Annotated in this window: 27 protein-coding genes; 12 read left to right on the forward strand and 15 right to left on the reverse strand. The window is 71.9% G+C overall.

Features of this window, described 5'->3' with window-relative positions:
* Window positions 1-93 precede the first annotated feature (93 nt).
* From ABC270_RS02755 to ABC270_RS02765, 3 genes are read right to left on the reverse strand one after another with little or no spacing between them, the layout of a single operon-like run.
* The gene (locus ABC270_RS02755) at window positions 94-843 is read right to left on the reverse strand and encodes a copper homeostasis protein CutC (RefSeq protein WP_412879389.1); all 750 of its coding nucleotides are present in this window, start codon (window positions 841-843) and stop codon (window positions 94-96) included.
* Window positions 840-2405 (reverse strand): M81 family metallopeptidase, encoded by a 1566-nt coding sequence (locus ABC270_RS02760; RefSeq protein ID WP_412879390.1) that lies wholly within the window; start codon window positions 2403-2405, stop codon window positions 840-842. The genes ABC270_RS02755 and ABC270_RS02760 overlap by 4 nt, the downstream gene beginning before the upstream one ends.
* Window positions 2398-3582: an ROK family protein gene (locus ABC270_RS02765; RefSeq protein ID WP_412879391.1), complete on the reverse strand. Its 1185-nt coding sequence runs from the start codon at window positions 3580-3582 to the stop codon at window positions 2398-2400. The genes ABC270_RS02760 and ABC270_RS02765 overlap by 8 nt, the downstream gene beginning before the upstream one ends.
* Window positions 3583-3798: 216 nt before the next feature.
* Between ABC270_RS02765 and ABC270_RS02770 the strand changes: the two genes are divergently transcribed.
* From ABC270_RS02770 to ABC270_RS02790, 5 genes are all read left to right on the forward strand, one after another.
* Window positions 3799-5598: a peptide ABC transporter substrate-binding protein gene (locus ABC270_RS02770; protein WP_412879392.1), complete on the forward strand. Its 1800-nt coding sequence runs from the start codon at window positions 3799-3801 to the stop codon at window positions 5596-5598.
* Window positions 5599-5694: 96 nt separating this feature from the next.
* Window positions 5695-6654, forward strand: a complete 960-nt coding sequence (locus ABC270_RS02775) for an ABC transporter permease (RefSeq protein ID WP_412879393.1) — start codon at window positions 5695-5697, stop codon at window positions 6652-6654.
* The gene (locus tag ABC270_RS02780; protein ID WP_412879394.1) at window positions 6651-7544 is read left to right on the forward strand and encodes an ABC transporter permease; all 894 of its coding nucleotides are present in this window, start codon (window positions 6651-6653) and stop codon (window positions 7542-7544) included. Before ABC270_RS02775 ends, ABC270_RS02780 begins: the two co-directional genes overlap by 4 nt.
* Window positions 7544-9232 (forward strand): dipeptide ABC transporter ATP-binding protein, encoded by a 1689-nt coding sequence (locus tag ABC270_RS02785; RefSeq protein ID WP_412879395.1) that lies wholly within the window; start codon window positions 7544-7546, stop codon window positions 9230-9232. The genes ABC270_RS02780 and ABC270_RS02785 overlap by 1 nt, the downstream gene beginning before the upstream one ends.
* Complete coding sequence (locus ABC270_RS02790; RefSeq protein ID WP_412879396.1) at window positions 9229-10158, forward strand: ROK family protein; 930 nt, start codon at window positions 9229-9231, stop codon at window positions 10156-10158. Before ABC270_RS02785 ends, ABC270_RS02790 begins: the two co-directional genes overlap by 4 nt.
* An 11-nt stretch (window positions 10159-10169) precedes the next feature.
* On the opposite strand, the gene ABC270_RS02795 is transcribed toward ABC270_RS02790, so the two are convergent.
* A complete protein-coding gene (locus tag ABC270_RS02795; RefSeq protein WP_412879397.1) occupies window positions 10170-10769 on the reverse strand; it encodes a hypothetical protein in 600 nt (199 codons plus the stop codon).
* A gap of 253 nt (window positions 10770-11022) precedes the next feature.
* Between ABC270_RS02795 and ABC270_RS02800 the strand changes: the two genes are divergently transcribed.
* A complete protein-coding gene (locus tag ABC270_RS02800) occupies window positions 11023-11910 on the forward strand; it encodes an SDR family oxidoreductase (protein WP_412879398.1) in 888 nt (295 codons plus the stop codon).
* An 81-nt stretch (window positions 11911-11991) separates the two neighbouring features.
* On the opposite strand, the gene ABC270_RS02805 is transcribed toward ABC270_RS02800, so the two are convergent.
* On the reverse strand, window positions 11992-12348 hold the full coding sequence (locus tag ABC270_RS02805) for a VOC family protein (RefSeq protein ID WP_412879399.1): 357 nt from the start codon (window positions 12346-12348) through the stop codon (window positions 11992-11994).
* Between the two features lie 124 nt (window positions 12349-12472).
* Between ABC270_RS02805 and ABC270_RS02810 the strand changes: the two genes are divergently transcribed.
* Window positions 12473-12769, forward strand: coding sequence for a Dabb family protein (locus ABC270_RS02810; protein ID WP_412879400.1), 297 nt, complete (start codon window positions 12473-12475; stop codon window positions 12767-12769).
* A 72-nt stretch (window positions 12770-12841) separates the two neighbouring features.
* Here ABC270_RS02810 and ABC270_RS02815 read toward each other — a convergent pair whose 3' ends face one another.
* Window positions 12842-13684 (reverse strand): helix-turn-helix transcriptional regulator, encoded by an 843-nt coding sequence (locus ABC270_RS02815; protein ID WP_412879401.1) that lies wholly within the window; start codon window positions 13682-13684, stop codon window positions 12842-12844.
* A 101-nt stretch (window positions 13685-13785) separates the two neighbouring features.
* On the opposite strand from ABC270_RS02815, the gene ABC270_RS02820 reads away from it, so the two are divergent.
* Window positions 13786-14484, forward strand: coding sequence for an SDR family NAD(P)-dependent oxidoreductase (locus tag ABC270_RS02820; protein ID WP_412879402.1), 699 nt, complete (start codon window positions 13786-13788; stop codon window positions 14482-14484).
* Window positions 14485-14696: 212 nt separating this feature from the next.
* Here ABC270_RS02820 and ABC270_RS02825 read toward each other — a convergent pair whose 3' ends face one another.
* Window positions 14697-14825, reverse strand: a complete 129-nt coding sequence (locus tag ABC270_RS02825) for a hypothetical protein (protein WP_412879403.1) — start codon at window positions 14823-14825, stop codon at window positions 14697-14699.
* A gap of 197 nt (window positions 14826-15022) precedes the next feature.
* Here ABC270_RS02825 and pcp point away from each other — a divergent pair, with 197 nt between their 5' ends.
* Together pcp and ABC270_RS02835 are read left to right on the forward strand one after the other, a co-directional pair.
* Window positions 15023-15673, forward strand: a complete 651-nt coding sequence (pcp, locus tag ABC270_RS02830) for a pyroglutamyl-peptidase I (protein WP_412879404.1) — start codon at window positions 15023-15025, stop codon at window positions 15671-15673.
* Window positions 15674-15773: 100 nt separating this feature from the next.
* Window positions 15774-16502: a phosphatase PAP2 family protein gene (locus ABC270_RS02835; RefSeq protein ID WP_412879405.1), complete on the forward strand. Its 729-nt coding sequence runs from the start codon at window positions 15774-15776 to the stop codon at window positions 16500-16502.
* A 170-nt stretch (window positions 16503-16672) separates the two neighbouring features.
* On the opposite strand, the gene soxR is transcribed toward ABC270_RS02835, so the two are convergent.
* A complete protein-coding gene (soxR, locus tag ABC270_RS02840; RefSeq protein WP_412879406.1) occupies window positions 16673-17140 on the reverse strand; it encodes a redox-sensitive transcriptional activator SoxR in 468 nt (155 codons plus the stop codon).
* Between the two features lie 114 nt (window positions 17141-17254).
* Between soxR and ABC270_RS02845 the strand changes: the two genes are divergently transcribed.
* Window positions 17255-17443, forward strand: a complete 189-nt coding sequence (locus ABC270_RS02845; protein ID WP_412879407.1) for a hypothetical protein — start codon at window positions 17255-17257, stop codon at window positions 17441-17443.
* A gap of 347 nt (window positions 17444-17790) precedes the next feature.
* Window positions 17791-19008: an MFS transporter gene (locus ABC270_RS02850; RefSeq protein ID WP_412879408.1), complete on the forward strand. Its 1218-nt coding sequence runs from the start codon at window positions 17791-17793 to the stop codon at window positions 19006-19008.
* Window positions 19009-19156: 148 nt separating this feature from the next.
* Here the strand turns inward: ABC270_RS02850 and mnhG are convergent, their stop codons facing one another.
* The 7 genes from mnhG to ABC270_RS02885 all read right to left on the reverse strand — a co-directional run bounded on the left by mnhG (window position 19157) and on the right by ABC270_RS02885 (window position 26387).
* The gene (gene mnhG, locus ABC270_RS02855) at window positions 19157-19510 is read right to left on the reverse strand and encodes a monovalent cation/H(+) antiporter subunit G (RefSeq protein WP_412879409.1); all 354 of its coding nucleotides are present in this window, start codon (window positions 19508-19510) and stop codon (window positions 19157-19159) included.
* Complete coding sequence (locus ABC270_RS02860; protein ID WP_412879410.1) at window positions 19507-19848, reverse strand: MrpF/PhaF family protein; 342 nt, start codon at window positions 19846-19848, stop codon at window positions 19507-19509. Before ABC270_RS02860 ends, mnhG begins: the two co-directional genes overlap by 4 nt.
* Complete coding sequence (locus tag ABC270_RS02865) at window positions 19845-20426, reverse strand: Na+/H+ antiporter subunit E (protein ID WP_412879411.1); 582 nt, start codon at window positions 20424-20426, stop codon at window positions 19845-19847. The genes ABC270_RS02860 and ABC270_RS02865 overlap by 4 nt, the downstream gene beginning before the upstream one ends.
* The gene (locus ABC270_RS02870) at window positions 20423-22114 is read right to left on the reverse strand and encodes a Na+/H+ antiporter subunit D (RefSeq protein ID WP_412879412.1); all 1692 of its coding nucleotides are present in this window, start codon (window positions 22112-22114) and stop codon (window positions 20423-20425) included. Before ABC270_RS02870 ends, ABC270_RS02865 begins: the two co-directional genes overlap by 4 nt.
* Window positions 22111-22545, reverse strand: coding sequence for a Na(+)/H(+) antiporter subunit C (locus tag ABC270_RS02875; RefSeq protein ID WP_412879413.1), 435 nt, complete (start codon window positions 22543-22545; stop codon window positions 22111-22113). The genes ABC270_RS02870 and ABC270_RS02875 overlap by 4 nt, the downstream gene beginning before the upstream one ends.
* Complete coding sequence (locus ABC270_RS02880) at window positions 22542-25469, reverse strand: Na+/H+ antiporter subunit A (protein ID WP_412879414.1); 2928 nt, start codon at window positions 25467-25469, stop codon at window positions 22542-22544. The genes ABC270_RS02875 and ABC270_RS02880 overlap by 4 nt, the downstream gene beginning before the upstream one ends.
* A 156-nt stretch (window positions 25470-25625) precedes the next feature.
* Window positions 25626-26387, reverse strand: coding sequence for an SDR family NAD(P)-dependent oxidoreductase (locus tag ABC270_RS02885; protein ID WP_412879415.1), 762 nt, complete (start codon window positions 26385-26387; stop codon window positions 25626-25628).
* Window positions 26388-26421: the final 34 nt, after the last annotated feature.

Consider the following 26421-nt stretch of genomic DNA (forward strand, 5'->3'; position numbering starts at 1 on the left):
ACGACGTGACCCAGCGCCGGCCGGGAGGCACGGTGCGGGCCCGCAACGCGACTCCCGTCCACCGGTGGTCGCTGCGCGGACCGGTGTCTGCGGTCAGGCGGCGACGACGTCCAGCGCGCGCCGAGCCGCCCGCACGACCTCGGCATCGGTGACGAAGTGGGCTGACCCGTCGTCGGAGCCGCCCATCGGGACGCCGGCGTGGGCGCTGCCGACGGCCGGGCGCTTCGCGGAGAGGTGCACGGCGGCCACCCCCACGGACACGAGTGCGGCGACGTCCGCCGGGGTCACGCCGGCGCCGGCCATGACCTGCACGCCACCGGCGGCCTCGACCACACGGGCGATCGTCGAGGCACCGGCTGCAGCGGTCGGCGCGCCACCGGACGTCAGCACCCGGGTGAAGCCGAGCTCGGCGAGCGACGCCGCGGCGGCGACGGGGTCCGCCGCGTGGTCGATCGCGCGGTGCAGGGTGACCTCGGCAGTGGCGCTCACCGACCGGGCGGCGTCGACGAACCGGCGCAGGGCGTCCGTGTCGAGCGTCCGGTCGGGGCGGAGGGCGCCGACGACGACCCCGGCCGCGCCGGAGCGGAGGACCGTGCGGACCTCGCGCTCCATGAGGTCGACCTCGTCACGGTCGTGCACGAACCCGCCCGGCCGGCACCGCACGAGCGCGTGTGCCGGGATGCCCGTCTCGTGCACGGTCTCGACGAGGGCCTGCGACGGGGTGAGGCCACCGAGTTCGAGGCCGACGCAGAGCTCGACGCGGTCGGCGCCGCCGTCCCGGGCGACGAGCGCGCCGGCAGGCGAGGTGACCGCGATCTCGAGGGCGACGGGGGCGGTGGTCACGCGATGGCTCCGAGCGGTTCGTTCGACGGCGGGATGATCCGGGCGCCGAGGTCGGGCGCCGACGGGAACTCCCGATCGTAGGGGAACATCGGACGCTGGATCCTGTGGTGCCCGAGCCGCTCGAGGTCCTGGTCGACGCCACCGGGCGTGAGCGCGAGCATCCAGTCCGCGGCCATGTCGAAGAGCTCGGGTTCGAGGTACCCGATCTTGACGATGACGACGTCGGCGTCCCGCGGGGCGAGGTCGAGGTCGGTGAAGTCGTGCTCGTGGTGGTACGGCTTCCGGAGCTTCGTGAGGATCGCGAACACCGACCCGACCTGGAGCACGACCTCGGTCTCGGCGTCGCGGTCCCCGTGCTTGACCGCGTGCACCCGGCCGGTCATGGTGACGGGCCCCGCGTGCACGGCGTCGACCGCTGCCCCGGCGGTGACGGTCACGGTCGCCCCGACTCCGGCCTCGACCGCGGTGGCAACGGCCTCCGGGCCGGGGACGCTCGCGTAGATGACGGTCGGGCCGTCCGGCGACGAGAATGCGGGGTTCGCGAGCACCTGCGTCAGCCCCCACGTCATGTCCCCGGAGCCACCTGCGGTGGGGTTGTCGCCCGAGTCCGAGACGAAGTACGGTCGCGCGGCCCCCGGCGCGAGCGCAGCGGCGAGGCACTCGTCGAACGAGCCGGTCGGCGCCACGAACACGAAGTCCTCGCGCACGTCCCAGAAGGCGCGGGCGAGCCGTTCGGCGCCGGCGGACACTGCCTCGCGGTCCCACCCGGTGACGACCGTGACGGCGCGGTCGCGGGGCTGGTCGGCCCAGGCGTACCCGACCCAGATCGCCGCGTCGAGCACGCCCTCCGCCGCTTCGACCTCCGGCACCTGCGCGTAGAGCGAGGCCGCTGGTTCGATGCGCGTCGAGGTCTGCTCGCCGGGGAGCAGCACGGGGATCGGCACCCAGGCCTTCACGGGACGTTGCTCGCCGACCGGCCTGGTGGTGAGCACGTCGACCAGGTTGCGGACGGCGCGCTCCTTCGTCTCGACGGCGTCCTCGTGCGGGGCCATCCGGTAGCAGGTGACGAGGTCGACCTGGTGCGCGAGCTCCGCCGTGACGTTGCCGTGCAGGTCCATCGACGCCGACACGACGACGTCCGGCCCGACCACCCCGCGGATGCGCCCGAGCAGGTCCGTCTCGGCGTCGTCGAGCCCCTCGACGACCATCGCGCCGTGGATGTCGTACCAGAGCCCGTCCACCGGGCCGTCCGCGACGATCACCGACAGCCGGTCACAGATCTCGGTCGCGAGCGACTCGTACGAGTCGCGGTCGACGATGCCGCCGGGCAGGGCGTGCCCGATCAGTGCGCCGTGGAACTCGGCCCGGTCCGCGTACGACGCGAGGAACGGGTACCGCGCGACGACCTCGCCGCCGCGGTCCGGGTGGAACGCGGGCGCGTGCGTCCGGGTGGGCGTGAACGTCGAGGTCTCGATGGCGAGCCCCGCGATCGCGATCACCGGGCGACGGACGCCGGACGCAGCGGGCGCGGCAGGCACGGATTCAGAGACGGACTCAGACACGGACGTTCCTCTTCCTGACGGTGGACTGGGGGATCGGGGTGGAGAGCTCCTTGAGCGAGGCGGTGAGCCCGCGCTGGAGCGCGAACTGTCCGGCGCCGACGAGCCCGGCGTCGGCGCCGAGTGACACCGGCTCGATCGCGAGGTGCTGCGTCATGAGCGGGTGGCAGCTCTCGTAGAGCTGGCTCCGGACCGCGGCGATGAACGGGTCGAGGGTCGACAGGATGCCGCCGAGGTACACCGCGTCCGGGTTGAAGAAGTTGACGTTCGCGGCGAGCACCTCGCCCAGGTACCGGCCGGCGAGCCGTACCGCCCGGGTGGCCTCGGGGTGCGCGTCCGAGGCGAGCCGGACCACGTCGGCCGTGGACTCGACCGCGACCCCGGCGTTCGACAGGATGCGCACGAGCGCAGCACCCGACGCCACCGTCTCCAGGCAGCCGGTGTTGCCGCACGAGCACGGGGTGTCGCCGGCGGCGTCGATGCGCACGTGCGTGATGTCGCCCGCGGACCCGGTCGACCCGCGGTACAGCCGACCGTCGATGACGATCCCGGCGCCGATCGCCGACCCGGCCTTGATCGTGATCGTCTGCCGACGGGACGGGTCCTGCACGCTCTGCTCACCGGCGGCCATGCAGTTCGCGTCGTTGTCCACGATCGCCGGCAACCCGAACCGTTCGGTGAGCCAGGACGCGACCGGGAACCCGTTCCACCCGGGCATCCGGCTCGGCAGGTCGACCACGCCGGCCTCGACGTCCACCGGGCCGGGCAGGCTGAGCCCGACTCCACGGAGTCCCGCGCGGCCCTGTTCGTCGGCGAGCCGCTCGAGCATCCCGGCCAACCGCTGCAGCCCCGCGGTCGGACCGTCGGCGAGCGCGAACGGGACGTTCGCGACGGACTCGAGCGCGCCTCCCGGTCGGACCACGCCGATCCGTGCGTGACCGCCGCCGACGTCCGCGGCGACCGCGTACTCGTCGGCCCCGCCGATCCGGAGCACCTTGCGGGGACGACCACCCGTCGAGACGTCGGTGCCCTCCTCGGCGAGGAGTCCGTGCGCGAGCAGCGACGCCACCACGTGCGAGACCGTCGACGGCGCCGCCGCGAGCAGGGCCGCGATCTCGGTGCGGCTGGAGGCCTGCCCGGAGGCGACGAGCTCCAGGACGCGGGCGCTGAGGTCCGGCACGACTTTCTCCAATCCGGGGGAAACGCGGTCGATCGCCGACCGTGGACCCGAGCCTAGGCGGCAGATCGACCGGTCCACCCTTTCGTCGGATCCGCAGAAACGAACTATTTACACGGAGATGTTTGTTTTTCCAACGGCTTTGGTCATTGACTGTCCCCGTGCCGACCGGCACGCGTGCTCCACACCCCGACACCTCCCACGCACCAGGAGACACACATGACCAAGCCCCGTCGCTGGGCGCTCCTCACCGGAGCCGCGATCGCCGTGAGCGCGCTGCTCGCCGGCTGCTCCGGGGGCGGCAACGCCTCGTCCGGCAGCAGCAACGCCGACGAGATCAACTACGCGCTGCCGGCGAACTTCACGCCGAACTGGATCCTGCCGATCGGCACCGCCGCGCACCTCAACACGAACAACGGGTCCATCGCGCAGTCGCTCTACGAGCCGCTCGTCGCGTACGACGGGTCGACGGGCAAGATCACCTGGAACAAGGCCGGGTCCGTCGCCACCGACGCCGCGTTCGCGAAGGACGGCAAGAGCGTCACGGTGACCCTCGGCGACCGGCACTGGTCGGACGGCAAGCCGATCACGAGCCGCGACGTCGAGTTCTGGTTCAACCTCATCAAGGCGAACAAGGACCAGTGGGGCTCGTACTCGAAGGGCAAGGCACCGGACAACTGGACGTCCTTCAAGGCCGTCGACGACACCCACTTCACGATCACGTTCGACAAGGCCTACAACTCGGACTGGATGCTCGCGAACCAGCTGAGCCACATCATCCCGCTGCCGCAGCACGCCTGGGACAAGACGAGTGCGAGCGGTTCGGTGGGCAACGCCGACGAGACCACCGACGGCGCGAAGCAGGTCTGGAAGTACCTCAACACCGCCGCCGGCAAGATCTCGGACTACGCCAGCGACGACCTGTGGAAGATCATCTCCGGCCCGTACGGCGTCAGCGCGTTCTCGACCGCCGGCAAGGTGACCCTGACGGCCAACAAGCAGTACGACGGCGGCGAGAAGCCGTCCATCAAGACGGTGAACCTCCTGCCGTTCACCTCCGCCGACGCCGAGGTCAACGCCGTCCGCTCGGGCGGGGTCGACTACGGCTACATCAACGCCACCGACATGGACCAGAAGGCGTCCTTCGAGGCCAAGGGCTACGAGGTCAAGCCCTGGACCGGCTGGGCCATCACGTACATGCCGTACAACTTCAACAACCCGACCATGGGTGCGGTCTTCAAGCAGCTCTACGCCCGCCAGGCCGTGCAGATGTCGATCGACCAGACCTCGCTGTCGAAGGTCGTGTTCAACGGCACCGCCACCTCGACCTACGGCCCGATCCCGCAGGCGCAGGAGTCCGACTACGTGTCGAGCATCCAGAAGGACAACCCGTACCCGTTCAGCACCTCCAAGGCCAAGGCGCTCCTGACGAGCCACGGCTGGGAGGAGCAGGGCGGCACGATGGTCTGCACCGACCCGGGCACGTCCGACAGCCAGTGCGGCGAGGGCGTGGACAAGGGCACGAAGTTCACGATGAACGTGCTCTCGCAGTCCGGCTCGACCGTGACCGACAACATGATGAGCGCGATCCAGTCCTCGCTCGCGAAGACCGGCATCGGCTTCACGATCAAGACCGCGCCGGTGTCGAGCGTCCTCTCGCAGACCCCGACCTGCACGAGCGACGAGGCGTCGTGCGACTGGGACCTCTCCTTCTTCGGAACGGCGGGCAGCTGGTACTTCCCGGCCTACCCGACGGGTGAGTCGCTCTTCCAGACCGATGGTTCGGCCAACTTCGGGTCGTACTCGAACAAGGAGGTCGACCAGCTCATCGACGCGACCACCACGTCGACCGACTCGACCGCCGTGCAGGCGTACAGCGCGGCCGTCGCGAAGGACCTCCCGGTGATCTGGCTCCCGGAGCCCGACTACCAGATCTCGGTCGTCAAGAAGGGCCTGACCGGGTTCGACCAGGACTCCCTCGCGAACTTCCACCCCGCGCAGTGGAAGTGGTCGAAGTAGGTCGCTGACGCGACCACGGCCTGGAGGCTCGGTGCGGGTCCGACCCGCACCGAGCCTCCAGGCCCACCCACCACCCATCTCGATGACGGAAGCCGCATGACCACAGCCCTGTACCTGCTCCGGCGCGTGCTGCAAGCACTCGCCGTGGTCCTCATCGTCACGATCGTCGTGTTCTGCCTGCTCCACGCCCTGCCGGGCGGCCCCGCCCGCGGCGTCCTCGGCGTCTCCGCGACACCGGCGCAGATCGCCGCCTTCAACCAGTCCCAGGGTCTCGACCAGCCGCTGCCCCTGCAGTACCTCCGGTTCCTCGGACGCCTGCTCAGCGGCGACATCGGCATGTCGTACACGCTGAACGAGCCGGTCGCGCAGCTCATCGCCGAGCGCCTGCCGAAGACCCTCGTGCTCACCGGCATGTCGGCCGTCCTCGGCCTCGTCATCGCGATCCCCGTCGGGATGTGGCAGGCCGTCCGCCGCAACGGTGCGGTCGACTACGCGGCCACGGCCCTGGCGTTCGTCTTCTACTCGACGCCGGCGTTCTTCCTCGGCCTCGTGCTCATCATCGTGTTCAGCCAGCAGCTCCCGTGGCTGCCGTCCCAAGCCCCGAGCGGGAACACCCTCGCCGAGGTCTTCCAGGACCCGGCCGGCCTCGTGCTCCCCGTCGTCACGGGTGCGCTCGCGATGATCGCCGTCTTCAGCCGGTACATGCGGGCCGCGACGCTCGAGAACCTGCAGGAGGACTACGTCCGCACCGCCCGCGCGGGGGGAGCGTCGACGGCGACGATCCTCCGACGGCACGTGTTCCGGAACTCGCTCACGCCCGTGGTCGCGATGCTCGGCTACTACCTGCCGGTGCTCTTCGGCGGCGCACTGGTGACCGAGCAGCTGTTCAACTACCCCGGCATGGGGTTGCTGTTCTGGAACGCAGCGCAGACGTCGGACTACCCGACGCTCCTCGGCTGCGTCCTCGTCATCTCGATCGCGACCGTGGTGGGTACGCTCCTCGCCGACGTCGCGCAGACCCTCATCGACCCGCGAACGAAGGCGAGCCGCGCATGAGCGCCGTCCAACTGGCCCCGGAAGCCCCGGGTGCACCCGTCGTCGTCGCGTCGACCGGCTGGCGCCTCGCCGTCCGACGCTTCCGACACAACACCCTGGCGGTGATCGGCCTCGTCGTCATCGTCGTGGTCGTCCTGTTCTGCTTCGTCGGCCCGTTCCTGTACCCGACCGACCAGACCCACACGCAGCTCGACCAGGTGAACCTCGCACCGAGCGCCGCGCACCTGCTCGGCACCGACGCCGTCGGGCACGACGTCCTCGGTCGGCTGATGTTCGGCGGCAAGGTGTCGCTCATGGTCGGCATCGCCGCGGGCATCCTCGCGACGGTCGTCGGCACGCTCTGGGGCTCGGTCGCCGGCTACGTCGGCGGGTGGGTCGACGCCGTGATGATGCGCATCGTCGACGCCGGCATCGCCATCCCCGCGCTGTTCATCCTGCTCGTCATCTCGGCGATCACCACCCCGGGCGTCGGGGGGCTCATCGTGATCCTCGGACTCGTGTCGTGGCTCGTGCCCTCCCGGCTCATCCGCGCGGAGACCCTCACGCTGAAGAACCGCGACTACGTGCTCACCCTGCGCGCCATCGGTGGCTCGCACGCCCGGGCGATCGGTCGGCACCTGCTGCCGAACTCGGTGTCCACGATCGTCGTCGCGGCCACGTTCCAGGTCGCGGACGCGATCCTCCTCGTGGCCTACGTCTCCTACCTCGGACTCGGCGTCCAGGCGCCCGCCACGGACTGGGGCGGGATGCTCTCGGCCGGCCTGACCTCGGCCTACTCCGGGAGGTGGTGGCTCATCGTGCCACCGGGACTCGCTGTGATCCTCGTCGTCTGCGCGTTCAACGCGGTGGGCGACGGTCTCCGGGACGCCTTCGACGTGAGGGGCCGCTGATGTCCGTCCTGACCACCACCGACCTCGGGGTCACCTTCTCGACCGAGTCCGGCACCGTCGACGCCGTCCGGGGCGTCACCCTGCACGTCGGACCGGGCGAGACGCTCGCGCTCGTCGGCGAGTCCGGCTCCGGCAAGTCCACCGTGGCGCTCGCCGCGATGGGGCTGCTCTCCGGCAACGCCACCGCCACCGGCAGCGCGGTCGTCGACGGTCACGAGGTCGTCGGCGCGCCCGAGTCGTCCCTCCGACCCCTGCGCGGGTCGACCGTCTCGATGGTGTTCCAGGAGCCCGCGACCGCGCTCGACCCGCTCACCCGGGTCGGCGCACAGATCGCCGAGGTCATCCGGAACCACCAGGACGTGTCCGCCGCGGACGCCGCAGCCCGAGCGGTCGAGTTGCTCGAGCGCGTCGGCATCCCGTCGCCCGCGGCCCGCGCGAAGGCGTACCCGTTCGAGCTGTCCGGCGGGCAGCGGCAGCGCGTCGTCATCGCGATGGCGATCGCGAACGAGCCGAAGCTCCTCATCGCCGACGAGCCGACCACTGCCCTCGACGTGACCGTGCAGGCCGAGATCCTCGAGCTCCTCCGCGGGCTCGCCGCCGACACCGGCACGGGCGTGCTCCTCGTGACGCACAACATGGGGGTCGTGGCGGACTTCGCGGACCGGGTCGCGGTCATGCTGCAGGGCGAGGTCGTCGAGACGGGAGGCGTCGAGGACGTCCTCCTCCGCCCGCAGCACGACTACACGAAGCGACTGCTCGCCGCGGTGCCGCGGCTCACGGTCGCGTCGGTCACGTCGGACCCGACGGCCACGTCGTCCGCGGCGTCGACGTCGTCCGACCCGGCCGGGAGGCACGACTCGCCCCCGGTGGTCGACCTCCGGGACGTCTCGGTGACGTTCGGGCGCGGGGCGCGCGCCGTGCACGCCCTCCGCGGGATCGACATCGCCGTCCACGCCGGCGAGACCGTCGGGCTCGTCGGCGAGTCCGGCTCGGGCAAGTCCACGGCCGCACGCGTCGCGCTCGGCCTGCAGAAGCCGACCTCGGGCAGCGTGCACCTCTTCGGCACCGACCTCGCCCGGGCCCGCGGACGTGACCGCCGCTCGCTCCGCTCGGGCATCGGCGTCGTGCTGCAGGACCCGGTGGCCTCGCTCGACGCCCGGATGTCCGTCGCCGAGTGCATCGCAGAACCGCTCGCCGTGCACCGTCGTGGGATGTCCTCGGCCGACAAGCGGCGCCGCATCGACGAGGTCCTCGACGCCGTCCGACTGCCCCGGGCCCTCGCGTCCCGGGCGCCGCGGGAGCTCTCCGGCGGGCAGCGTCAGCGGGTCTCGCTCGCGCGGGCGCTCGTGCTGTCGCCACGGCTCCTCGTGGCCGACGAACCGACGAGCGCGCTCGACGTGAGCGTGCAGGAGACCGTGCTCGACGTGCTCCGGGAACTCCAGGGCGAGCTCGGGTTCGCCTGCCTGTTCGTGTCGCACGACCTCGCCGTCGTGCAGCAGTTCGCCGAGCGCGTCGTCGTGATGCGCCAGGGCGTGGTCGAGGAGCAGGGCGCGACCGGTGCCACCCTCGTCCACCCGGAGACCGACTACACCCGGCGGCTCCTCGCGGCCGTGCCCGTGCCCGATCCCGTCGTGCAACGCCGTCGTCGTGCCGAGCGGCTCGCCGGCGCCGGTACGGTGACCGCATGAGCGCCGAGGTCATCGCCGGCATCGACGTCGGCGGGACGAACACGAAGGTGCTGCTCACCACACCCGACCTCGAGGTGCTCGACCGCATCGACCTGCCGACACCGGCGCACGCCGGAGGGGCGGCCATCGTCGCGACCGGCGTCCGCGCGGTGACGGACCTGCTCGACCGGCACCGGGCCTCCCTGGTGGGTGTCGGAGTCGGCGCAGCCGGCGTCGTCGACGCAGGGACCGGTACGGTCCTGGTGACCGGCAACTCGTTCACCGGTTGGGCCGGGTACGGCGTGACCGCGGCCGTGACCGAGGCGCTCGGCGTCCCCGCGACCCTCGACAACGACGTGAACGCGTTCCTGCTCGGCGAGGTCGCGACCGGCGCCGTCGCGGGCGAACCCGACGTGCTCGGGATGACGCTCGGCACCGGCGTGGGCGGAGCGCTCGTGCTCGGCGGGGCGCTCTTCGCCGGTCCCCGGGGTGCCGCCGGCGAGATCGGGCACGTCCCGGGCTTCGGCGACGCACGGTGCACGTGCGGGCAGGTCGGGCACCTCGAGACGCTCGCCGGTGCCCGAGGCATCGCCGACCGCTACGCCGAACGCTCCGGTCGGCGGGTCACCGCGCGCGAGGTCGCCGAGTCGGCCCGTGCCGGTGACGCCGACGCTGCCGAGGTCTTCGCGCGCGCCGGGTGGGGGCTCGCTCGCGCCGCGCTGCTGACCGCGGGGGTCCTCGACGTGACGACCGTCGTGATCGGCGGGGGGATCGCCCGGTCGTGGGACCTCCTCGAACCGGCGATCACCGCGGCCATCACGGCCGAACCCCCGGTCAGCGGCGCATCGATCCGGCTCGCGCTGTCCACGCTGGGGTCCGACGCCGTCGCGCTCGGCGCGGCGGCGCAGGCGCGGGACCTCGTGCTCGGGGGTGCGCCCGTCGTCTGACCCGGCGGCTGTCAGGGGCCGGCGACACCGGCCTGCGGGGGGTGCTCGACCACTTCGGCGGCGCCCGCCTTGTCGAGCATCCCGGGGAAGTTGAACCGAGCGAACCGTCCCGTCGGGTCGTGGATGCTCGTCGGTCGGGTGATCGACGAGCCGGCGAGCATCGCGAGCAGGGCCTCGCGTCGCACACCGGTCACGGCGGCGTCGCGACCTTCGCGGACGGCGATCGACACCTTCCGTCGCTTCCGAGTCCCCAGACGGAGGGAGAGCAGGTCCGGGTCCTCGTTCGTGGAGGGCGCCAGCTCAGCGAAGTCCACGTCGGAGAACGGCACGACCCGGTTGCGGATGCGCACGACACGACGACCGGGATCGATAGCGAACGGCCGTGACACCAGGTGGAGCACACCCCAGGATGCGAGCAGGATCACCCCCCACCCGACGAACCAGATCGGCACCGCGATCCAGCCGAGCCACTGGAACGGTGTCTCGCCGCCCTTGCTCATGAACGCCGAAGCCGTCCCGAGCGCCAGGACGAACGGCCAGACGCGCCGGAGTCGACGGCGAAGGACACGTCGCTCGGGCTCATCGTCGAACTCGACCCAGTCACCTGCCACCTCCCGGACGGTACCCGCACGAGTCCACCGGAGCCTCGGTGCTCGGGCGGTCGCCGGAGCTGCGGAGGATCAGAAGTCGGGGATGTACCGGAGCATGAACTCGTCGAACTGCGGGACCGTGAATTCGGCGTACCCGATGCTTTACAGCCTTACCAACCTCATCAAGACCGGATAGGGCTGTAAAGGTCGTCAACCCCGTGCGCAGCTCGCAGGCCTGGACCTGCGCGGAGCGGGGCGCGGGCATCGTGGGCGCATGAGCCAGTACGACAAGCGCGACCCGAAGACCCTCTACCCCGCACCGCCGTTCCCGGAGCAGGAGCAGTCGCTGCCCGGTGCCGCGTGGAAGATGGAACCCGAGCCGGACCACGGCGAACGGAGCTACGTCGGCAAGGAGCGGCTGACCGGCTACCGCGGCATCGTCACCGGAGCCGACTCGGGCATCGGCCGCGCCGCCGCGATCGCGCTCTCCCGCGAGGGCGCCGACCTCGTGCTCTCGTACCTCCCCGACGAGCAGGAGGACGCCGAGCAGGTCCGAGACCTCCTCGAGGGTGAGGGGCGCCGCGCGGTCCTCTTCCCCGGCGACATCTCCGACGAGCAGTACTGCCAGGACCTCGTGCAGAAGGCCGTCGACGAGTTCGGTGGGCTCGACACCCTCGTCATGGTCGCCGGTCGGATGGACAGCAACGACGACATCCTGTCGCTCGGCACCGAGCACTTCGACTCGACCTTCAAGACGAACATCTACTCGCTGTTCTGGCTCACCAAGGCAGCGGTGCCGCACCTCGAACCCGGTTCGACGATCGTCACCACGGGCTCGATCCAGGCCAGCACGCCCTCGCCGGACAAGATCGACTACGCGATCTCGAAGAGCGCCGTGAAGACCTTCACCGAGGCCGTCGCCCAGCAGCTCGCTCCGAAGGGCATCCGGGTGAACTCGGTCGCGCCCGGCCCGGTCTGGACGCCGCTGCAGCCGGGGTCCGACGACGCGCAGACCGTGGCGCACTTCGGCGAGTCGTCGCCGTTCGGCCGTCCGGGTCAGCCCGCGGAGCTCGCTGCGGCCTACGTCCACCTCGTCAGCCCCGAGTCGAGCTACCAGTCCGGCTCGACGATCACGATCGCGGGCGGGACGCCCGCGTTCTAGGAGCCGACGGACGGGAGGCACGGTGCCAGCTGGCACCGTGCCTCCCGTCAGTCACCCGGCCGCTCCCGCGGCCGGCGGGCGTCAGCCCTGCGGGGGCGCGTACAGCTGCAGGTCGTTGCCCTCGCTGTCCGTGAACGGGACGATCCGTCCCCACGGGTGCTCGCTGATGTCGCCCGTGAACTCCGCCCCCTTCGACCGGAGGTCGGCGACCTCGTCCTCGAGACTCCCGTCCGGCTGGAACGTGACGACCGCGCCGCCACCCTCCGACGGGCTGGCTGACTCCCGTGCGTTCAACCCGAGCCGCAGCCCGTTCGCGTCGATCTCGCTCCAGTCGTCCGACTCGCTCGCGACCGACAGGCCGAGCGTGTCCCGGTAGAACGCGACCGCTCGCTGCATGTCGGTGACCGGTACCCAGACCGCTGCCACTCCACTCGCCATGGTGTTCCCTCTCGTCGTCGATGTCGTGCCCGGCCGACGGTAGGTCGCGCGCATGTGGGCGGTCCCAGCCGACGTGGTGCCCAGCACCGCACGGGCAGCATGGAGTCCGACGACGGGAGCAGTGATGGCAGGCGTGACGCACGTGGTGTTGGTGACGTGGAACGGGACGGATGGACTCGCCACGCAGGCCGATGCGCTCGCCCGCGAGCACCTCACTCGCATCGAGGGCGTCGAGTCGGTGCGCTCCGGGCCGAGCGTGAGCACCGAGGGGCTGGAGGGTGGCTTCGACTGGATGCTCGTCGTGCGGTTCCGCGACCGCGCGGCGCTCGCCGGGTACCTGCCGCACCCCGAGCACCAGCCCGTCGCCGAGCACATCCGCGGCGGTAGCGAGCGCGTCGTGGTGTTCGACATCGAGGACTGACCGGTGACCCCCGTGGACGACGGACCCACCGCTCGCGATCGGGCTCGCGTGGACGACACAGAGTTCGTCTCGTCAGCCGACCAACGACTGGTTCCCGAGCGCGATCGCCAGCGCGAGCCGTTCGCCGTCCTCCGACCCCGGCTCCGCCGTGTACACGAGCACCGTGAGGTCGTCTGAAGCGATCTGCAGGGTGTCGCAGTCGAGCGCGATCCGCCCGACCGAGGGGTGTTCCACGACCTTCCGTCGCCCGACCTCGCGCACGGGTACGAGATCACCGGCCTCCCACAGCGACGTGAACCGCTGGCTCGCCGCACGGAGATCCCGCACCAGGTCTCGGAGGCCGTGGTCGAGCGGGAACCGAGCGACCGTCATCCGCAGCGCGGCCACGAGTGACGCCTCGAACGCGCGCTGCTCCTCGACGGTGTGCACGGCACGACTCCCCGGGCCGACGAGATGGCGCCACGCGGTGTTCCGTTCGTGCCCCCGAAGTGCATCGACGGGACCCATGAGCGCGTCGTACGGGGCGTTCGCAGTGAGGATCGTGCCCGCTGCGTCGAGCACCGCCACGGGAGTGTCCGCGAGTCGATCGAGCAGCCGCTGGACACTCGACGGGATCCGCGTCGGGACGACCTCGGCCCCGGGGACGGCGTGCCCGGCCAGCCGGAACAGCAGCTCCCGCTCGGCGTCGGCGACCCGGAGCGACCGGGCGAGCGCTTCGACGACCTGCGCCGAGGGCGTCATCGCGCGCCCTTGCTCGAGCCGGGTCAGGTAGTCGGCGGAGATCCCGGCGAGTGCGGCGAGCTCCTCGCGGCGGAGTCCCGCGGCTCGCCGCCGGCTGCCCGGCACCGCACCGACGGTCTCCGGCGCGACGTGGTCGCGCAGCCGCCGCAGCGTGCGGCCGAACTCGGTTGCCATGCGCCCAGTCTGCGACGCGGACGAACAGCTGTCCTGGGTCCGCTGGTCCCAGGACGATCGGACGACTGCCCGAGGTGAGCAGGGCGTCGCAGGCTGACGGCATGACAACGACACTCGTCACCGGAGCCTCGCGCGGGCTCGGCAAGGAGACCGCACGCCAGCTCGTCGCCGCCGGACACACCGTCTGGGTCGGCGCTCGCGACCTCGCGACCGGCCAGGCCGTCGCGAAGGAGATCAGCACCCCCACCACGACCGCCCGAGCCGTGCAGCTCGACGTGACCGACGACCGCTCGGTCGCCGCGGCCCTCGCCCACGTCGACGCCGAGGGCGGTCTCGACGTCCTCGTGAACAACGCCGGCATCGGAAAGGTCGCGCTGAACGGCCCCGAGGCGCTCGAGGTGTTCGACACGAACGCCGTCGGCGTGGTCCGCACGACCGAGGCCGCACTCCCGCTGCTCCGGCGCTCGACCGCGCCCGTCGTCGTGAACATCTCGAGTGCGCTCGGCTCGTTCGCCGCGAACCACGACCCGGAGAAACCGGCGTCGCAGTACCAGGCGATCGTCTACGGCGCATCGAAGGCTGCGGTCTCGATGCTGACCGTGCAGTACGCGCGCGCCGTGCCGGAGGTCCGGTTCGTCGCGGTCGAGCCTGGTTACACGGCGACGGAGTTCGGCGGTGTGGAGAATCCGCACGGCCGACCGGTCGAGGTCAGCGCCAGCTCCGTGGTGGCGGTCGCCGACGCCGGGGCCGACGCACCGACGGGTGCCTTCCTGGAGGACGGCGCGCCACTCGGGTGGTGACCGAGTGACGGCCGGGAGGCACGGGTCGGGCCCGCACCGAGCCTCCTGTCCGGCGTCACGCGGCTCGGGTGCCGTGGCACCCGGTCCGGGTCTGGTCGGGTCGCAGCACAGCATCGGTGTCGCACATGCGCTCGCTCCCGCACGGGTGCCTCGGCTGGGAACGCGACCGCTCGCTGCGTGACGCTGACCGGTGATCCCCGTGGACGGCGGACTCACCGCTCGCGATCGGGCTCGCGTGGACGGCTGACCGGCCCGGAGAAGTCGGCGTACACGGGGTCGTGGGGCAGGTTCTCGGCGAGTCGTCGGTGCACGAGCGCCTCGATGTCGGCCGGGTGGAGCATGCCGCGACGGTGCCACTCGTGGCGCTCGTCGACGTGCTCGTCGTGCTCGTTCGCGAGTTTCCCCTCGGCCGCGGCCGTGCCGAGTCCATGCGCTCCCGATGTCGTACATCAGCGGTCACGCACAACACTACACAGACCGGTCTGTGCTCCGTCGGCTCACGCCGCGGATCCGATGCCCTGCCCTCTAGGCTGGGGCCGTGGCCGACACGACCGGAACGACCGTCCTGCTCACCGCGTTCGAGCCGTTCGGCGGCGCGTCGACGAACCCCTCCTGGGATGCGGTGTCGGCGCTCGCCGAACGATGGGACGGCCCGGCGCGGCTCGTGACCGAACAGCTCCCGGTGGTGTTCGCCGAGGTGCGGCAGCGCCTCGCGGCGGCGATCCTCGAACACCAGCCCACGGTGGTCGTCGCGACGGGTCTGGCCGAGGGGCGGACGGCGGTCACGCCGGAGCGGGTCGCGATCAACGTGCAGGACGCCCGGATCCCGGACAACGCCGGCGACCAGCCGATCGACGAGCCGATCGACCCGAGTGGGCCGTCGGCGTACTTCTCGGGGTTGCCGATCAAGCGCATCGTCGCCCGGCTCCGCGCGCTCGGTGTCCCCGCGGCGGTGTCGAACACGGCGGGGACCTTCACCTGCAACCAGGCGTTCTACGAGCTCATGTCCCTCGCGGGCCGGGAGGGACTGCGCGCCGGGTTCGTGCACGTGCCGGCCACTCCGGGCTTCGGTGACGGGACGACGCCGACCGTCCCGCTCGACGACGTCGTCCGTGCGCTCGATGTCGTCGTCCGCGAAGCCCTCCGCGGCGGCCCGGACCTCGTCGAGCAGGGCGGCGCCGAGCACTGAGTTGCTCGACGCCGAGCGCCGAGCCGCTCGCTGAACGGTCTCTGAGGGAGCGTCACGGGAATCCGGGCCACCCGCCGCGCCGACCTGCGACCATGGTCGGATGACCGCCGACGCCCCGCTGCTGCGCCCCCGAGGCCGCTCGTCCGCCGACCGGGACGTCGTCGGCATCCTCGAGCCCGCCCGGTACCCGCTCGCGTCGGTGCTGCTCGCCGTGGTCGCGGTCATCGTGATCACGGTGGTCGGCTTCACGCTCGGGACGGTCGACCTCGGGCTGTCGAAGGCGCTCAACGCGGTGCACACGGGGGCGGTCGGCGCGTTCACCGACGCCGTCTACCACGTCATCAGCCCAGCGCCGGCGATCGCGATCACGTTCGTCGTGGTCGGGGTGATCTGGTGGCGGACCCGCGACCTCCGGCCGGCGCTGGCGTTCGGCGGCACCATCGCGATCACGTGGATCCCCTCGGCTGTCGTGAAGGAGGTCGTGCACCGTGCGCGGCCCGACGTCGGCGTCCTGCCGCACCCGTTCGCCGTGCAGCCGGACCCGGGCTACCCGAGCGGGCACACCGTGTACATCACGGCGTTCGTGATCGCGCTCATCTGGCTCCTGCGCGAGAACCGGTGGCACCGCGTCGTGCTCATCGCGGGGACGGCCGCGATCGTCGTGGTGTTCTTCGCGGTGTCGATCGACGCCGTGCACTACCCGACGGACGCGGCGGCCTCGATCCTCTGGTCCCTCGCGGTCGCCCCGGGTGTCCGGGTCGTCTGGGTCGACTGGCTCATGCCCCGCATCCCGTTCCTGCGCGGGCCGCGCACACGCACCACGACCTGACGGTCGCCCGAAGTCGTCCCGGGGTCGTCCCGGGGATGACGGAACGCGCACGTCCCGACGCCGCACGCGTCGATCGACGCGCGTCCGGTCGCAACGCGCGCGGTTCGTGACCGCCGGCCGGGACCGTGAGCCGGGGCTGCGGGCCGGGACCGCGGGCGCGCCCGTACCCGTCAGTCCTCGATCGGGAGCAGGCGCCGAGCGCCCGCGCCGTCCGCGCCCATCGCGTCGCCCGGGTTCATCACGAGGCAGGCGTTCAGTGAGACGCACCCGCAGCCGATGCACTGCGTCATCTCCTCCTGCAGCCGCTCGAGCTCGAGCTGGCGGGCTCGGAGTCGCGCGCGCCACCGCTCGTTGAGCCGTGCCCAGTCCCGGAGCGAGGGCATCCGGTCGCTCGGCAGCGTCTCGAACTGCTCGGCGACCTCGCTGAGCGGGATGTTGAGCCGCTTCGCCACCTGGATGATCGCGATCCGACGTTCGACGTGTCGCGGGTAGAGCCGCGTCCCGCCGGTCGTGCGCTCCGGGTGGATGAGGCCCCTGCGTTCGTAGAAGTGCAGCGCCGAGGCCGCGACTCCGGTCCGGCGGACCACCTCCCCGATCGACAACAGGTCGGTCGGCCGCGGCGCCGGGATCTCCACCATGGTCGAGATCCTATGCGCTTCTTTCCAATCGCACTTGACATGACATCGGGCCGGCAACATGTTGGACATCGTGAGGTCGACGCAGGGTCGGCCGACGTCCCGAAGGACCCGATCATGACCGTTCTCCCGCACCAGGACATCGCTCGCACCGTTCCCTCGAACTGGCCCGCGCCGACGGACAACCCCGTGCTCGATGCGGTGCTGTCCGGTCTCGAACAGTTCGGAGCGCGCTTGCCCCACGCGCTCGCGGTGCCCGTGATCGTCGCACACGAAGTGCTCTGCACCGTCGCCGAGCGCCGCTGATCCAGCGCCGCTGATCGAGCGCCGTTGATCGCGCGCCGCTGATCGAGCGCCGCTCACCGCGCGACGCGGACGCATGCGCGTGCCGACCGCCGGTGATGGAGCGTCACCACCGGTCGACCCGTCGACCCGTCGACCCGTCGACCCGTCGACCCGTCGACCCGTCGGCCTGGAGGCTCGTGACGCCGCCGACCCGTGCCTCCCGGCCGACAGGCGGTACCCTCGAGGCGCAAGCAGAACACGCAGTGTGTATCTACCGGCCGTCGGCCGCCCCACGCGGGGCCCGACGGACAGCGGCGGCACCCGATGGGCCCGCCCCCTGTCCGGCCGGGCCGAGAAGGCACACCCCCATGCTCCAGGCACGACCCACCTCACTCATCGGCCACGCCGGCCGGTGGTACTTCCCGATCGCGTTCATCGCGCGGCTCCCGTTCGCGATGATGGTCGTCGGCGTCCTGACGCTCGTCGTCGCGGCCCGTGACTCCGTGGCGCTCGGCGGCGTCAACTCCGCGTCCGTCGGCATCGGCTCGGCGATCTTCGGCCCGATGGTCGGGGCGGCAGCCGACCGCTTCGGTCAGCGCCGCGTCCTCGTGCCGGTCGGCATCGTCAACGGTGTCCTGCTCGGGGCGCTGCCGTTCGTGGTGTCGAGTGCGGCGCCGGACCTCGCCGTGCTCGCGATGTCCTTCCTCATCGGTGCCTCCGCGCCGCAGGTCGCGCCCATGTCCCGGACCCGCCTCGTGGCGATCATCCGGCAGCGGATGGCGAAGGACCGGCACGAGAAGGTCCTCAGCGGCACCATGGCGTACGAGTCCGCCGCGGACGAGACGGTGTTCATCATCGGGCCGTTCCTCGTCGGGGTGCTCGCGAGTGCGATCGCGCCGTGGGTCGCCGTCGTGGGGGCGTCCGTGCTGACCTTCCTGTTCGTGACCGCGTTCGCGCTCCACCCGACGGGCAAGCTCGTCGTCGCTGCGTCCGGTCCGGTCACGCAGGCGCCGGCCCGCGAGCTGCTCCGGCCGCGCCTCGTGGTCGTGGTGCTCGGGATCCTCGGCATCGGCCTGTTCTTCGGCGCGACGCTGACCTCGTTGACGGCGTTCATGGAGACGCACGGCGGGGCCTCCCGCGCCGGCCTCCTCTACGGCGTGATGGGCATCGGGTCGGCTGGACTCGCGCTCGGGTCCGCGGCGTTCCCGCGACGGTTCGGCCTCGGGTGGCGGTGGCTCGTGTTCGGGGTGGTCCTGTTCGCCGGTGCGGTGGCGTTCTCGCAGGCCGACTCGGTCGCCGCGGTCGCGATCGTGCTCGGCGTTATGGGGATCGGCATCGGGCCGACACTCGTGACGCAGTACTCGCTCGGGTCGGACCGCTCCCCGGTCGGTCGGTCCGCGACCACCATGACGATCCTGGGGTCGGCGGTCATCGTCGGGCAGTCGCTCGCGTCGGCGGTCACGGGCGAGGTCGCCGAGCGTGCCGGAGCCGCGGGCGCGATGGTGCTGCCCGCGGTGGCGGCGGCCGTGGTGGTGGTCGCCGCAGTGGCGAACCTCGTGCTCTCGCGCGCCGCGCGCGGGCGCTGACGGACGCGCGCCGCGCCTGACGGACGGGCCGTCGCGCCTGACGCACGGGCCGCCGGGCCTGACGGACGGGCCGGGGGCCTGATGGACGGGCCGGGGGCCTGATGGACGGGCCGCTGCGCCTGACGAACGGGGCGCCGCGTCGGCCGGGCTACTCGGTGTCGTCGTGCAGCAGCGCGTCGTGCCGGTAGTCACCCGACCGGAGCCCCGCCCGGGCGATCATGTGCGTCGAGACCGGCACCAGGAACAGCTGGAACACCATGATCGGCAGCACGAGCCACAGCGCCGTCCACGTCCACACCGCCACCACGACCGCCGCGAGTGCGCACGCCAGTCCGAGGACCTGCGGCTTCGCCATGGCGTGCAGTCGGACGAGCGGATCCGGGAAGCGGACGATGCCGACAGCAGCGCCGAGGGACAGCACGGACCCGACGATCAGCAGCCCGACGGCGACCCAGGCACGCACGCCGGCCTCGTCCACGAAGCCCTCGATCAGCTCGATCACGATGGCTCCTCCTCGATGGCGTGTTCCGGCGTGGTGACGTCGGACCCCTCGTCGGACGGGTCGGACGACGGCGTGACCGCCCGTGCGACAGCGATCGTCGCGAACACGCTCGTCGCCGCGATGACCACGAGCACGGGGACGGCGGTGAGGTCGCGCCGCAGCACCATCGCGGCGGCGATGACGAGCAGGACCGTCGTCAGCACCATGTCCGACCCGATCATGCGGTCGAGGATCGTCGGCCCGCGGACGATCCGGCCCACCGCGAGCCCCAGGGTCACACCGAGCAGCAGCAGGACGAGGGCGATGCACACCGCCATGACGACGACCCCGGCGCTCACCGGACCACCTCCGGCAGGGGCTCGGACAGCTCCGCGACGTCCTGGGCCGAGCCGAGCGCGCGGATGACCATCGCCTCGATCCGGAGGGCGGTCCGCCGTTCGGCCTCGACCTGCTCGAGCCGCTCGGTGTCGAGCACGTGCAGCAGGATCCGTCGGTGCCGGAGGTCGACGTCGGCGACGTACGACCCCGGCACGAGGGAGATCGCGATGGTCGCGAGGGTGAAGGTCATCTCCGACGTCGTGTGCAGCTGGACGAGCACGATCGAGCTGCGCCGAACCCCGCGTGGTCGGAACGCCGCCCAGGCGACGCGGAACGACGCCGCGACGACCAACCCGCTCCAGACCACGAGGAAGCGGAGGGCGGACAGGACGGAGAACCGCGCCGACAGCGGGACCGGCGGCAGTGGCAGCAGCTGGGTCACGAGGAGCGCCACCACCAGGCCGCAGAGCAACGTGAGCGGGGTCCACGATCCCCAGAGCAGCGCCCACAGCACGGTCAGCCCGGCGACGAGCGGGACGTCGTAGCGCCACGCGACGGCGATCCGCCGCGCGTTCGTGATGCGCCGGGTGTCGCTCACCGGTCACCCCCGAGCACGGCCTGGACGTACCGGTCCGGGGACTCGAGCGACTCGGCGGCGCGGGTCGCGTAGCCGTACAGCGGTCCGGCGACGACGGTGAGGGCGACCGACCCGAGGACCGCGACGGTCGTCACGCCGACCAGCATGCGGGGGAGGCGCACGCGCTCCGGTGCCTCGCCTGCGGTGGCCGTGGAACCGGTCGCCGGACGGGAGGCGGTGCTCACGTGCGCTGCGTCGGTGACGGTTGCCGAGCCTCCCGGGTGGTACGCCTCGCCGCTCTCCTCCGACACGGTCAGCGGCGCCGGTTCCGGCGCCCGCAGGTGCGCGTGCGGTTCGGCCGTGCTCGCGTGCGGCGCGGCCGGCTCCGCGGCCGGCTTCGGCCGCCAGAACGCGGCGTCCCAGACGCGCATGAGCGCGTAGAGGGTCAGGAGGCTCGTCACGACCCCGGCGGCGATCGTCGCGTACGCGAGGGGGGAGCCGTCCTCCGCTGCGGCGCGGAACAGGCCGAGCTTGCCGATGAACCCGGAGAACGGCGGGATGCCGCCGAGGTTGAACGCGGGGACGAGGTACAGGGCCGCCAGCAGGGGAGCGGCCCTGAGGAGACCGCCGAGGGACCGCGTCGAGGTCGTCCCGCCGACGCGTTCCATCAGCCCCGAGACGAGGAACAGCGTGGTCTGCACGACGATGTGGTGGACCGTGTAGAACACCGCCGCGGCCGTGCCGACGACCGAGCCGAGCCCGATGCCCATCACCATGAACCCGATGTGGCTGATGAGCGTGAAGGACAGCAGTCGTTTCACGTCCGTCTGCGAGACCGCGCCGAGCACCCCGACGACCATCGTGAGGATCGCCACCACGAGCAGCACCGTGTTGAGCTGTGGCCTCGGGAAGATGATCGTCTCGAGACGGATGATCGCGTAGATGCCCACCTTGGTGAGCAGACCGGCGAAGACCGCGGTGACCGGCGCCGGGGCCGTCGGGTACGAGTCCGGCAGCCAGAACGCGAGCGGGAACACGGCGGCCTTGATGCCGAACCCGATGAGCAACATCGTGTGGAGCAGGAGCTGCACGTGCTCCGGCAGGTCGGCGACGCGCTCCGAGATCTGGGCGATGTTCACGGTGCCGGTCGCCCCGTACACGAGTCCGATGGCGGCGAGGAAGATCGCGGACGCGATGAGGCTCGTCACGATGTACGTCGTGCCGGCCCGGACCCGCTGCTCGCTGCCGCCGACGGTGATGAGCACGTACGAGGCCACGAGCAGCATCTCGAACGCGACGTAGAGGTTGAAGAGGTCGCCCGCGATGAAGGAGTCGAGCACACCCGCCGCGAGCACGAGGTACGTCGGGTAGAAGATCGTGACCGGGGCGTCCGCGTCGTCGTCGGCGAGGCCCTGCCCGACCGAGAAGAGCAGGACGAGCAGGAGCACGCTCGCGCTCACCGTGAGGAGCAGCGCGCTCAGCCGGTCGACGACGAGCGAGATGCCGTACGGCGCCTGCCACCCGCCGACCTGCACCACGATCGTGCCGTGCCGGTCGACGAGCACCATGAGCGTCGCTGCGACCACCACGGCGACCACGAGCACGCCGACCGTGATCGCCCGCTGCGTCTTCTGGTGGCGGACGAGCCCGAGCGCCGCCGCCGCCCCGAGGAGCGGGACGAGCACGAGGAGGGGGACGAGCCAGGTCATCGGGTGTGCTCCTCCTGCTGGGCGGCCTCGGGGTCGGTGTCGAGCTCGGGGTCGTCGTCGGCGGGGTCCGTCTCGGCGTCGTCGCGGCCCCGACCGATGGCGGCGTCGGCCTCGTCGACCTCGACCTCGTCGGCGCGCGAGAGCTTCCACGACCGGTGGATCAGCGCGAGGAGGAACGCGCTCACGGCGAAGGTGATGACGATCGCGGTGAGCGCGAAGGCCTGGGGGAGCGGGTCGGTGATGCCGTCCGCTGACTTCCCGATCGGCGGCTTGCCGGCCGCGCCGGACATCACGAGCAGGAGCAGGTTGAGCGCGTTGCCGAGGAGCAGGAACCCGAGCAGCATCCGCGTGAGGGAGCGTTCGAGCAGCAGGTAGACGCCGCAGGAGAACAGCACGGCCATCGCGATGACCAGGACGAGGGTGACGGTCACGTGGCGCTCCCTTCCGGGGTGGTGGTGGCGGCGGCGTGGGCGGGGTCGGACTCGGTGGTGTCGGCGATCGGCGCGCGCGAGTCCTCGAGGCGCTGCCGGTCGACCTCGGCGCCGAGGCTGCGGAGGACGTCGAGGACGAGCCCGACGACGACGAGGTAGACACCGATGTCGAAGAACGTCGCCGTGACGAACTCGACGTGCCCGAGCACCGGGAGGGTGGCCTCGACGAACTCGGAGTACAGGGCTTCCCGTCCGAAGAGGAGCGGGACGAGCGCGGTCACGGCGGCCGTCGCGACCCCGAGTCCCAGCAGGCGACCGGCACGGACCGGAGCGGCCGCGCCGAGTTCGGCCGGGCCGCCGGCGAGGTACCGGGCGGCGAGTGCGATGCCGGCGACGAGTCCGCCGGCGAAGCCACCGCCCGCGGCGTTGTGGCCGGCGAAGAGCAGGTACACCGACAGCACGATGAGACCGTGGAACAGCAGCCGCACGACCACGTCGAGGAGCGCCGAACGGCCCGTCGGGATCGCCGCGCTCGTCGGCAGCCAGGCGCGGGGTTCGCCGTCCGGGCGGTGCTTGTCGCTGGTGATGCTCGAGGGGAGGTCCCGGAGCCGCGGCAGCGTGTCCTCGCGCGAGTTGACGAAGATCAGGCTCGCGACGCCGGTGGCCGCTGCGACCACGACGGTCAGTTCGCCGAGGGTGTCCCAGCCGCGGAGGTCGACCAGCGCGACGTTCACCACGTTGAGCCCGTGCCCGAACGAGCTCGTCAGCGCGGGCAGGTCGGGCCACAGCGGCTCCGCGGTCCGGGACGACGCGGCGACGATGACCACGACCGCGAGGGTGAGTCCGGCCAGCGCGGCGAACAGCGCCCGCACGATGCGGAAGCGGGAGGGGTTCGCCGTCGCGATCCGCGGGGGCAGTCGGCGCAGGACGAGGACGAACGCGATGAGCGTCACGGTCTCGACCACGAGCTGTGTGAGCGCGAGGTCGACCGCGCCGTGCAGCACGAACAGGACCGACATGCCGTACCCAGTGACCCCCACGAGGACCGCTGCGGCGAAGCGGGTCTTCGCGGTGAGCACGGCGATCGCGGCGATGCCCATCACGACCACCACGGGCACCTGTCCCCACGAGTCGGCGAACCGGACCGAGAACGCCCACGGGCCGCCGAGGACGAGGTTCAGGATCGCCCCGGCGACGAACACCGAGAGGATGACCGTCAGGTAGTACGGGAGCGAGCCGCGCTGGAGTGCGGCGGTGAGCCAGGTCGCTGCCCGGTCGAGTCCGCGCATCACCCGGCGGTAGGTGCCGGCCGCGCTCGGGGCACCGGCGAGCCGGTGCTGCAGCGCCTCGACGGGGCGGCGAGCGAGGAACAGCAGGACACCGCCGATGAATGTGGTCGCGGAGATGCCGAGCGCCGGCTCGAGTCCGTGCCAGAGCGCGAGGTGCGGGACCGCGGCGGAGCCGGCCGACGCGGCGCTCGCGGCCGGCTCGATGCCCTTCGCCACGAGCGGGGTGAGGACGCCGAGCACGACCCCGGCGACCCCGAGGACGGACGGGACGGCACCGAGTCCGTGCAGGCCGTGCGGTTCCGTCTGTGCGACGCCGGGCTTCCGGGCGAACGCGCCCCAGAGAAACCGCAGCGAGTAGGCCACCGTCAGCACCGAGCCGACCGTGACGCCGACGAGCGCGAACCACGCCCATCCGCTGCCGTCACCGTGCAGGGCCTCCACGAAGCCGGTGAGCACTGCCTCCTTCGCGACGAAACCGATCGTCGGGGGGAGCCCGGCCATCGAGGCGAGCGCGAGGACCGTGACGGCCACGAGCGACGGCATCCGACGTCCGAGGCCGCTCAGGCGGGTGAGGTCACGGGTGCCGGTCGCGTGGTCGATCGCCCCGACGACGAGGAACAGGGTCGACTTGAAGGTCGCGTGCGCCACCAGGAGCGCGACCCCGCCGAGTGCGATCGCCGGCTCGCCCCACCCCACGGCGAGGACGAGGAACCCGAGCTGTGCGACCGTGCCGTACGCGAGCAGCAGCTTGAGGTCGGTCTGCCGGAGTGCGCGGTACCCGCCGACCACCATGCCGAGGACACCGAGCACCGTGACGGTCTCCCGCCAGCCGTCCACGAGCGCGAACGCCGGGGCGAGCCGGGCGACGAGGTAGATTCCGGCCTTCACCATCGCCGCGGCGTGGAGGTAGGCGCTCACCGGGGTCGGCGCGGCCATCGCGGCGGGCAGCCAGAAGTGGAACGGGACGATCGCCGACTTGGTCAGGGCGCCGAGCAGCACGAGCGCCACCGCGACCGGGACCAGTGCACCGCCCGAGGCCGTCAGCGCGGGGCCGTCGTCGACGATCGCGCTGAGCAAGGTCGTGCCGGCGCGGACGGAGAGCAGGACGAGCCCGGCGAGCATCGCCAGTCCGCCGGCCGTGGTCACGACGAGTGCCTGCATCGCGGCCGCTCGGCTGGCCCGCTTCACCGCGTCGTGCCCGATGAGCAGGTACGAGAAGACCGTCGTGGCCTCCCACAGGACGAACAGCACGATGACGTCGTCGGCGACCACGAGCCCGTACATCGAGCCGGCGAACGCCGTCAGGACGCCCGCGAAGCGCCCGAGTCCGACCTCACGCTCCTCGAAGTACGCGGCGCAGTAGACGAGCACGAGGGTGCCGACCACCGTCACCACGAGCGCGAGCACCCACGACAGGGCGTCGACCCGCAGACCGATCGCGAGGTCGAGCTGCGGGACCCAGGTGAAGCGCTCCCGGACACCGGTGCCGAGCGCCTCGGACGTCTGCGTGATCGTCAGGACCGCGGCGGCCGCGGGGGCGAGGGCTGCGACGAGGAACACCCGGCGCCCGAGCCACGGCGTGAGCGCCGGGACGATGAGGGCGAGCGCCGCGAACGCGATGAGGACGGTGACCATGGGGCACCTCCTCGGGGTCGGGCTGCAGTCCGGCTCACTGGATGCTCCAAGACTACGGAGCGCGGGATGGCAAGAACCTGTGTGCTCGGACAGGCGGCTCGATGACCAGCGAGCCGACGGGGTCCACTCTGCTCGTGCCGCACCCGTGCTGTCCGCTCACCGCCCGTGCGCCCGCGCCGGGATCTGGGTCGCGAGCTTGCCCCCGGAGACGTCGACGAGCGTCCCGGTGATGTACCCGGCCGCGTCGCTCGCGAGGAACACGAGCAGGTCGGCCACGTCGTCGGGTGTCCCCCACCGTCGGATCGAGAGCGTGTCGAGCAGCCGGTCCTGCTGCTCGGGCGCCATCTCGGCGAACCCGTTCATCGCCGTCGGCACCATCCCCGGCGCGTACGCGTTGACGGTGATGCCCCACGGCCCGAGCTCCGACGCGAGCACCCGGGTGAACTGCACGACGGCCGCCTTCGAGGCCGCGTACGCCGCGCTCCCGATGCTCGGCACGATCGCGGCGAACGACGCCGCGTTGACGATCCGACCGCGTCCCGCGGTGCGCATCACCGGCGCGACCGCCTGGCTCACGAGGAAGGTCCCGCCGACGTTGACGTCCATGCACCGTCGCCACGCCTCCCACTCGAGGTCGGCGACGAGCCCGTCGACGTTGATGCCCGCGTTGTTGACGAGCACGTCGATCGTGCCGTGCCGCTCCACGACGGCGTCGACCGCCGTCCGCACGGAGTCCGGGTCGGTGACGTCGCACACCACCTGGTCGACGTCGGGACCGTGGCTCGCGGCGGGGTCGAACCCGAGGTCGAACGCCACGACGCGGCAGCCCTCGGCGGCGAAGCGTGCGGCGATCACGGCACCGATGCCGCGCGCGGCTCCGGTCACGACCACCACCCGGTCGGTCAGGTCGAGGTGCATCGTCGCTCCCATCGTTGGTCCCCAATAGGCATAC

Source organism: Curtobacterium phoenicis (assembly GCF_047238015.1).
Taxonomy (GTDB): Bacteria; Actinomycetota; Actinomycetes; order Actinomycetales; family Microbacteriaceae; genus Curtobacterium.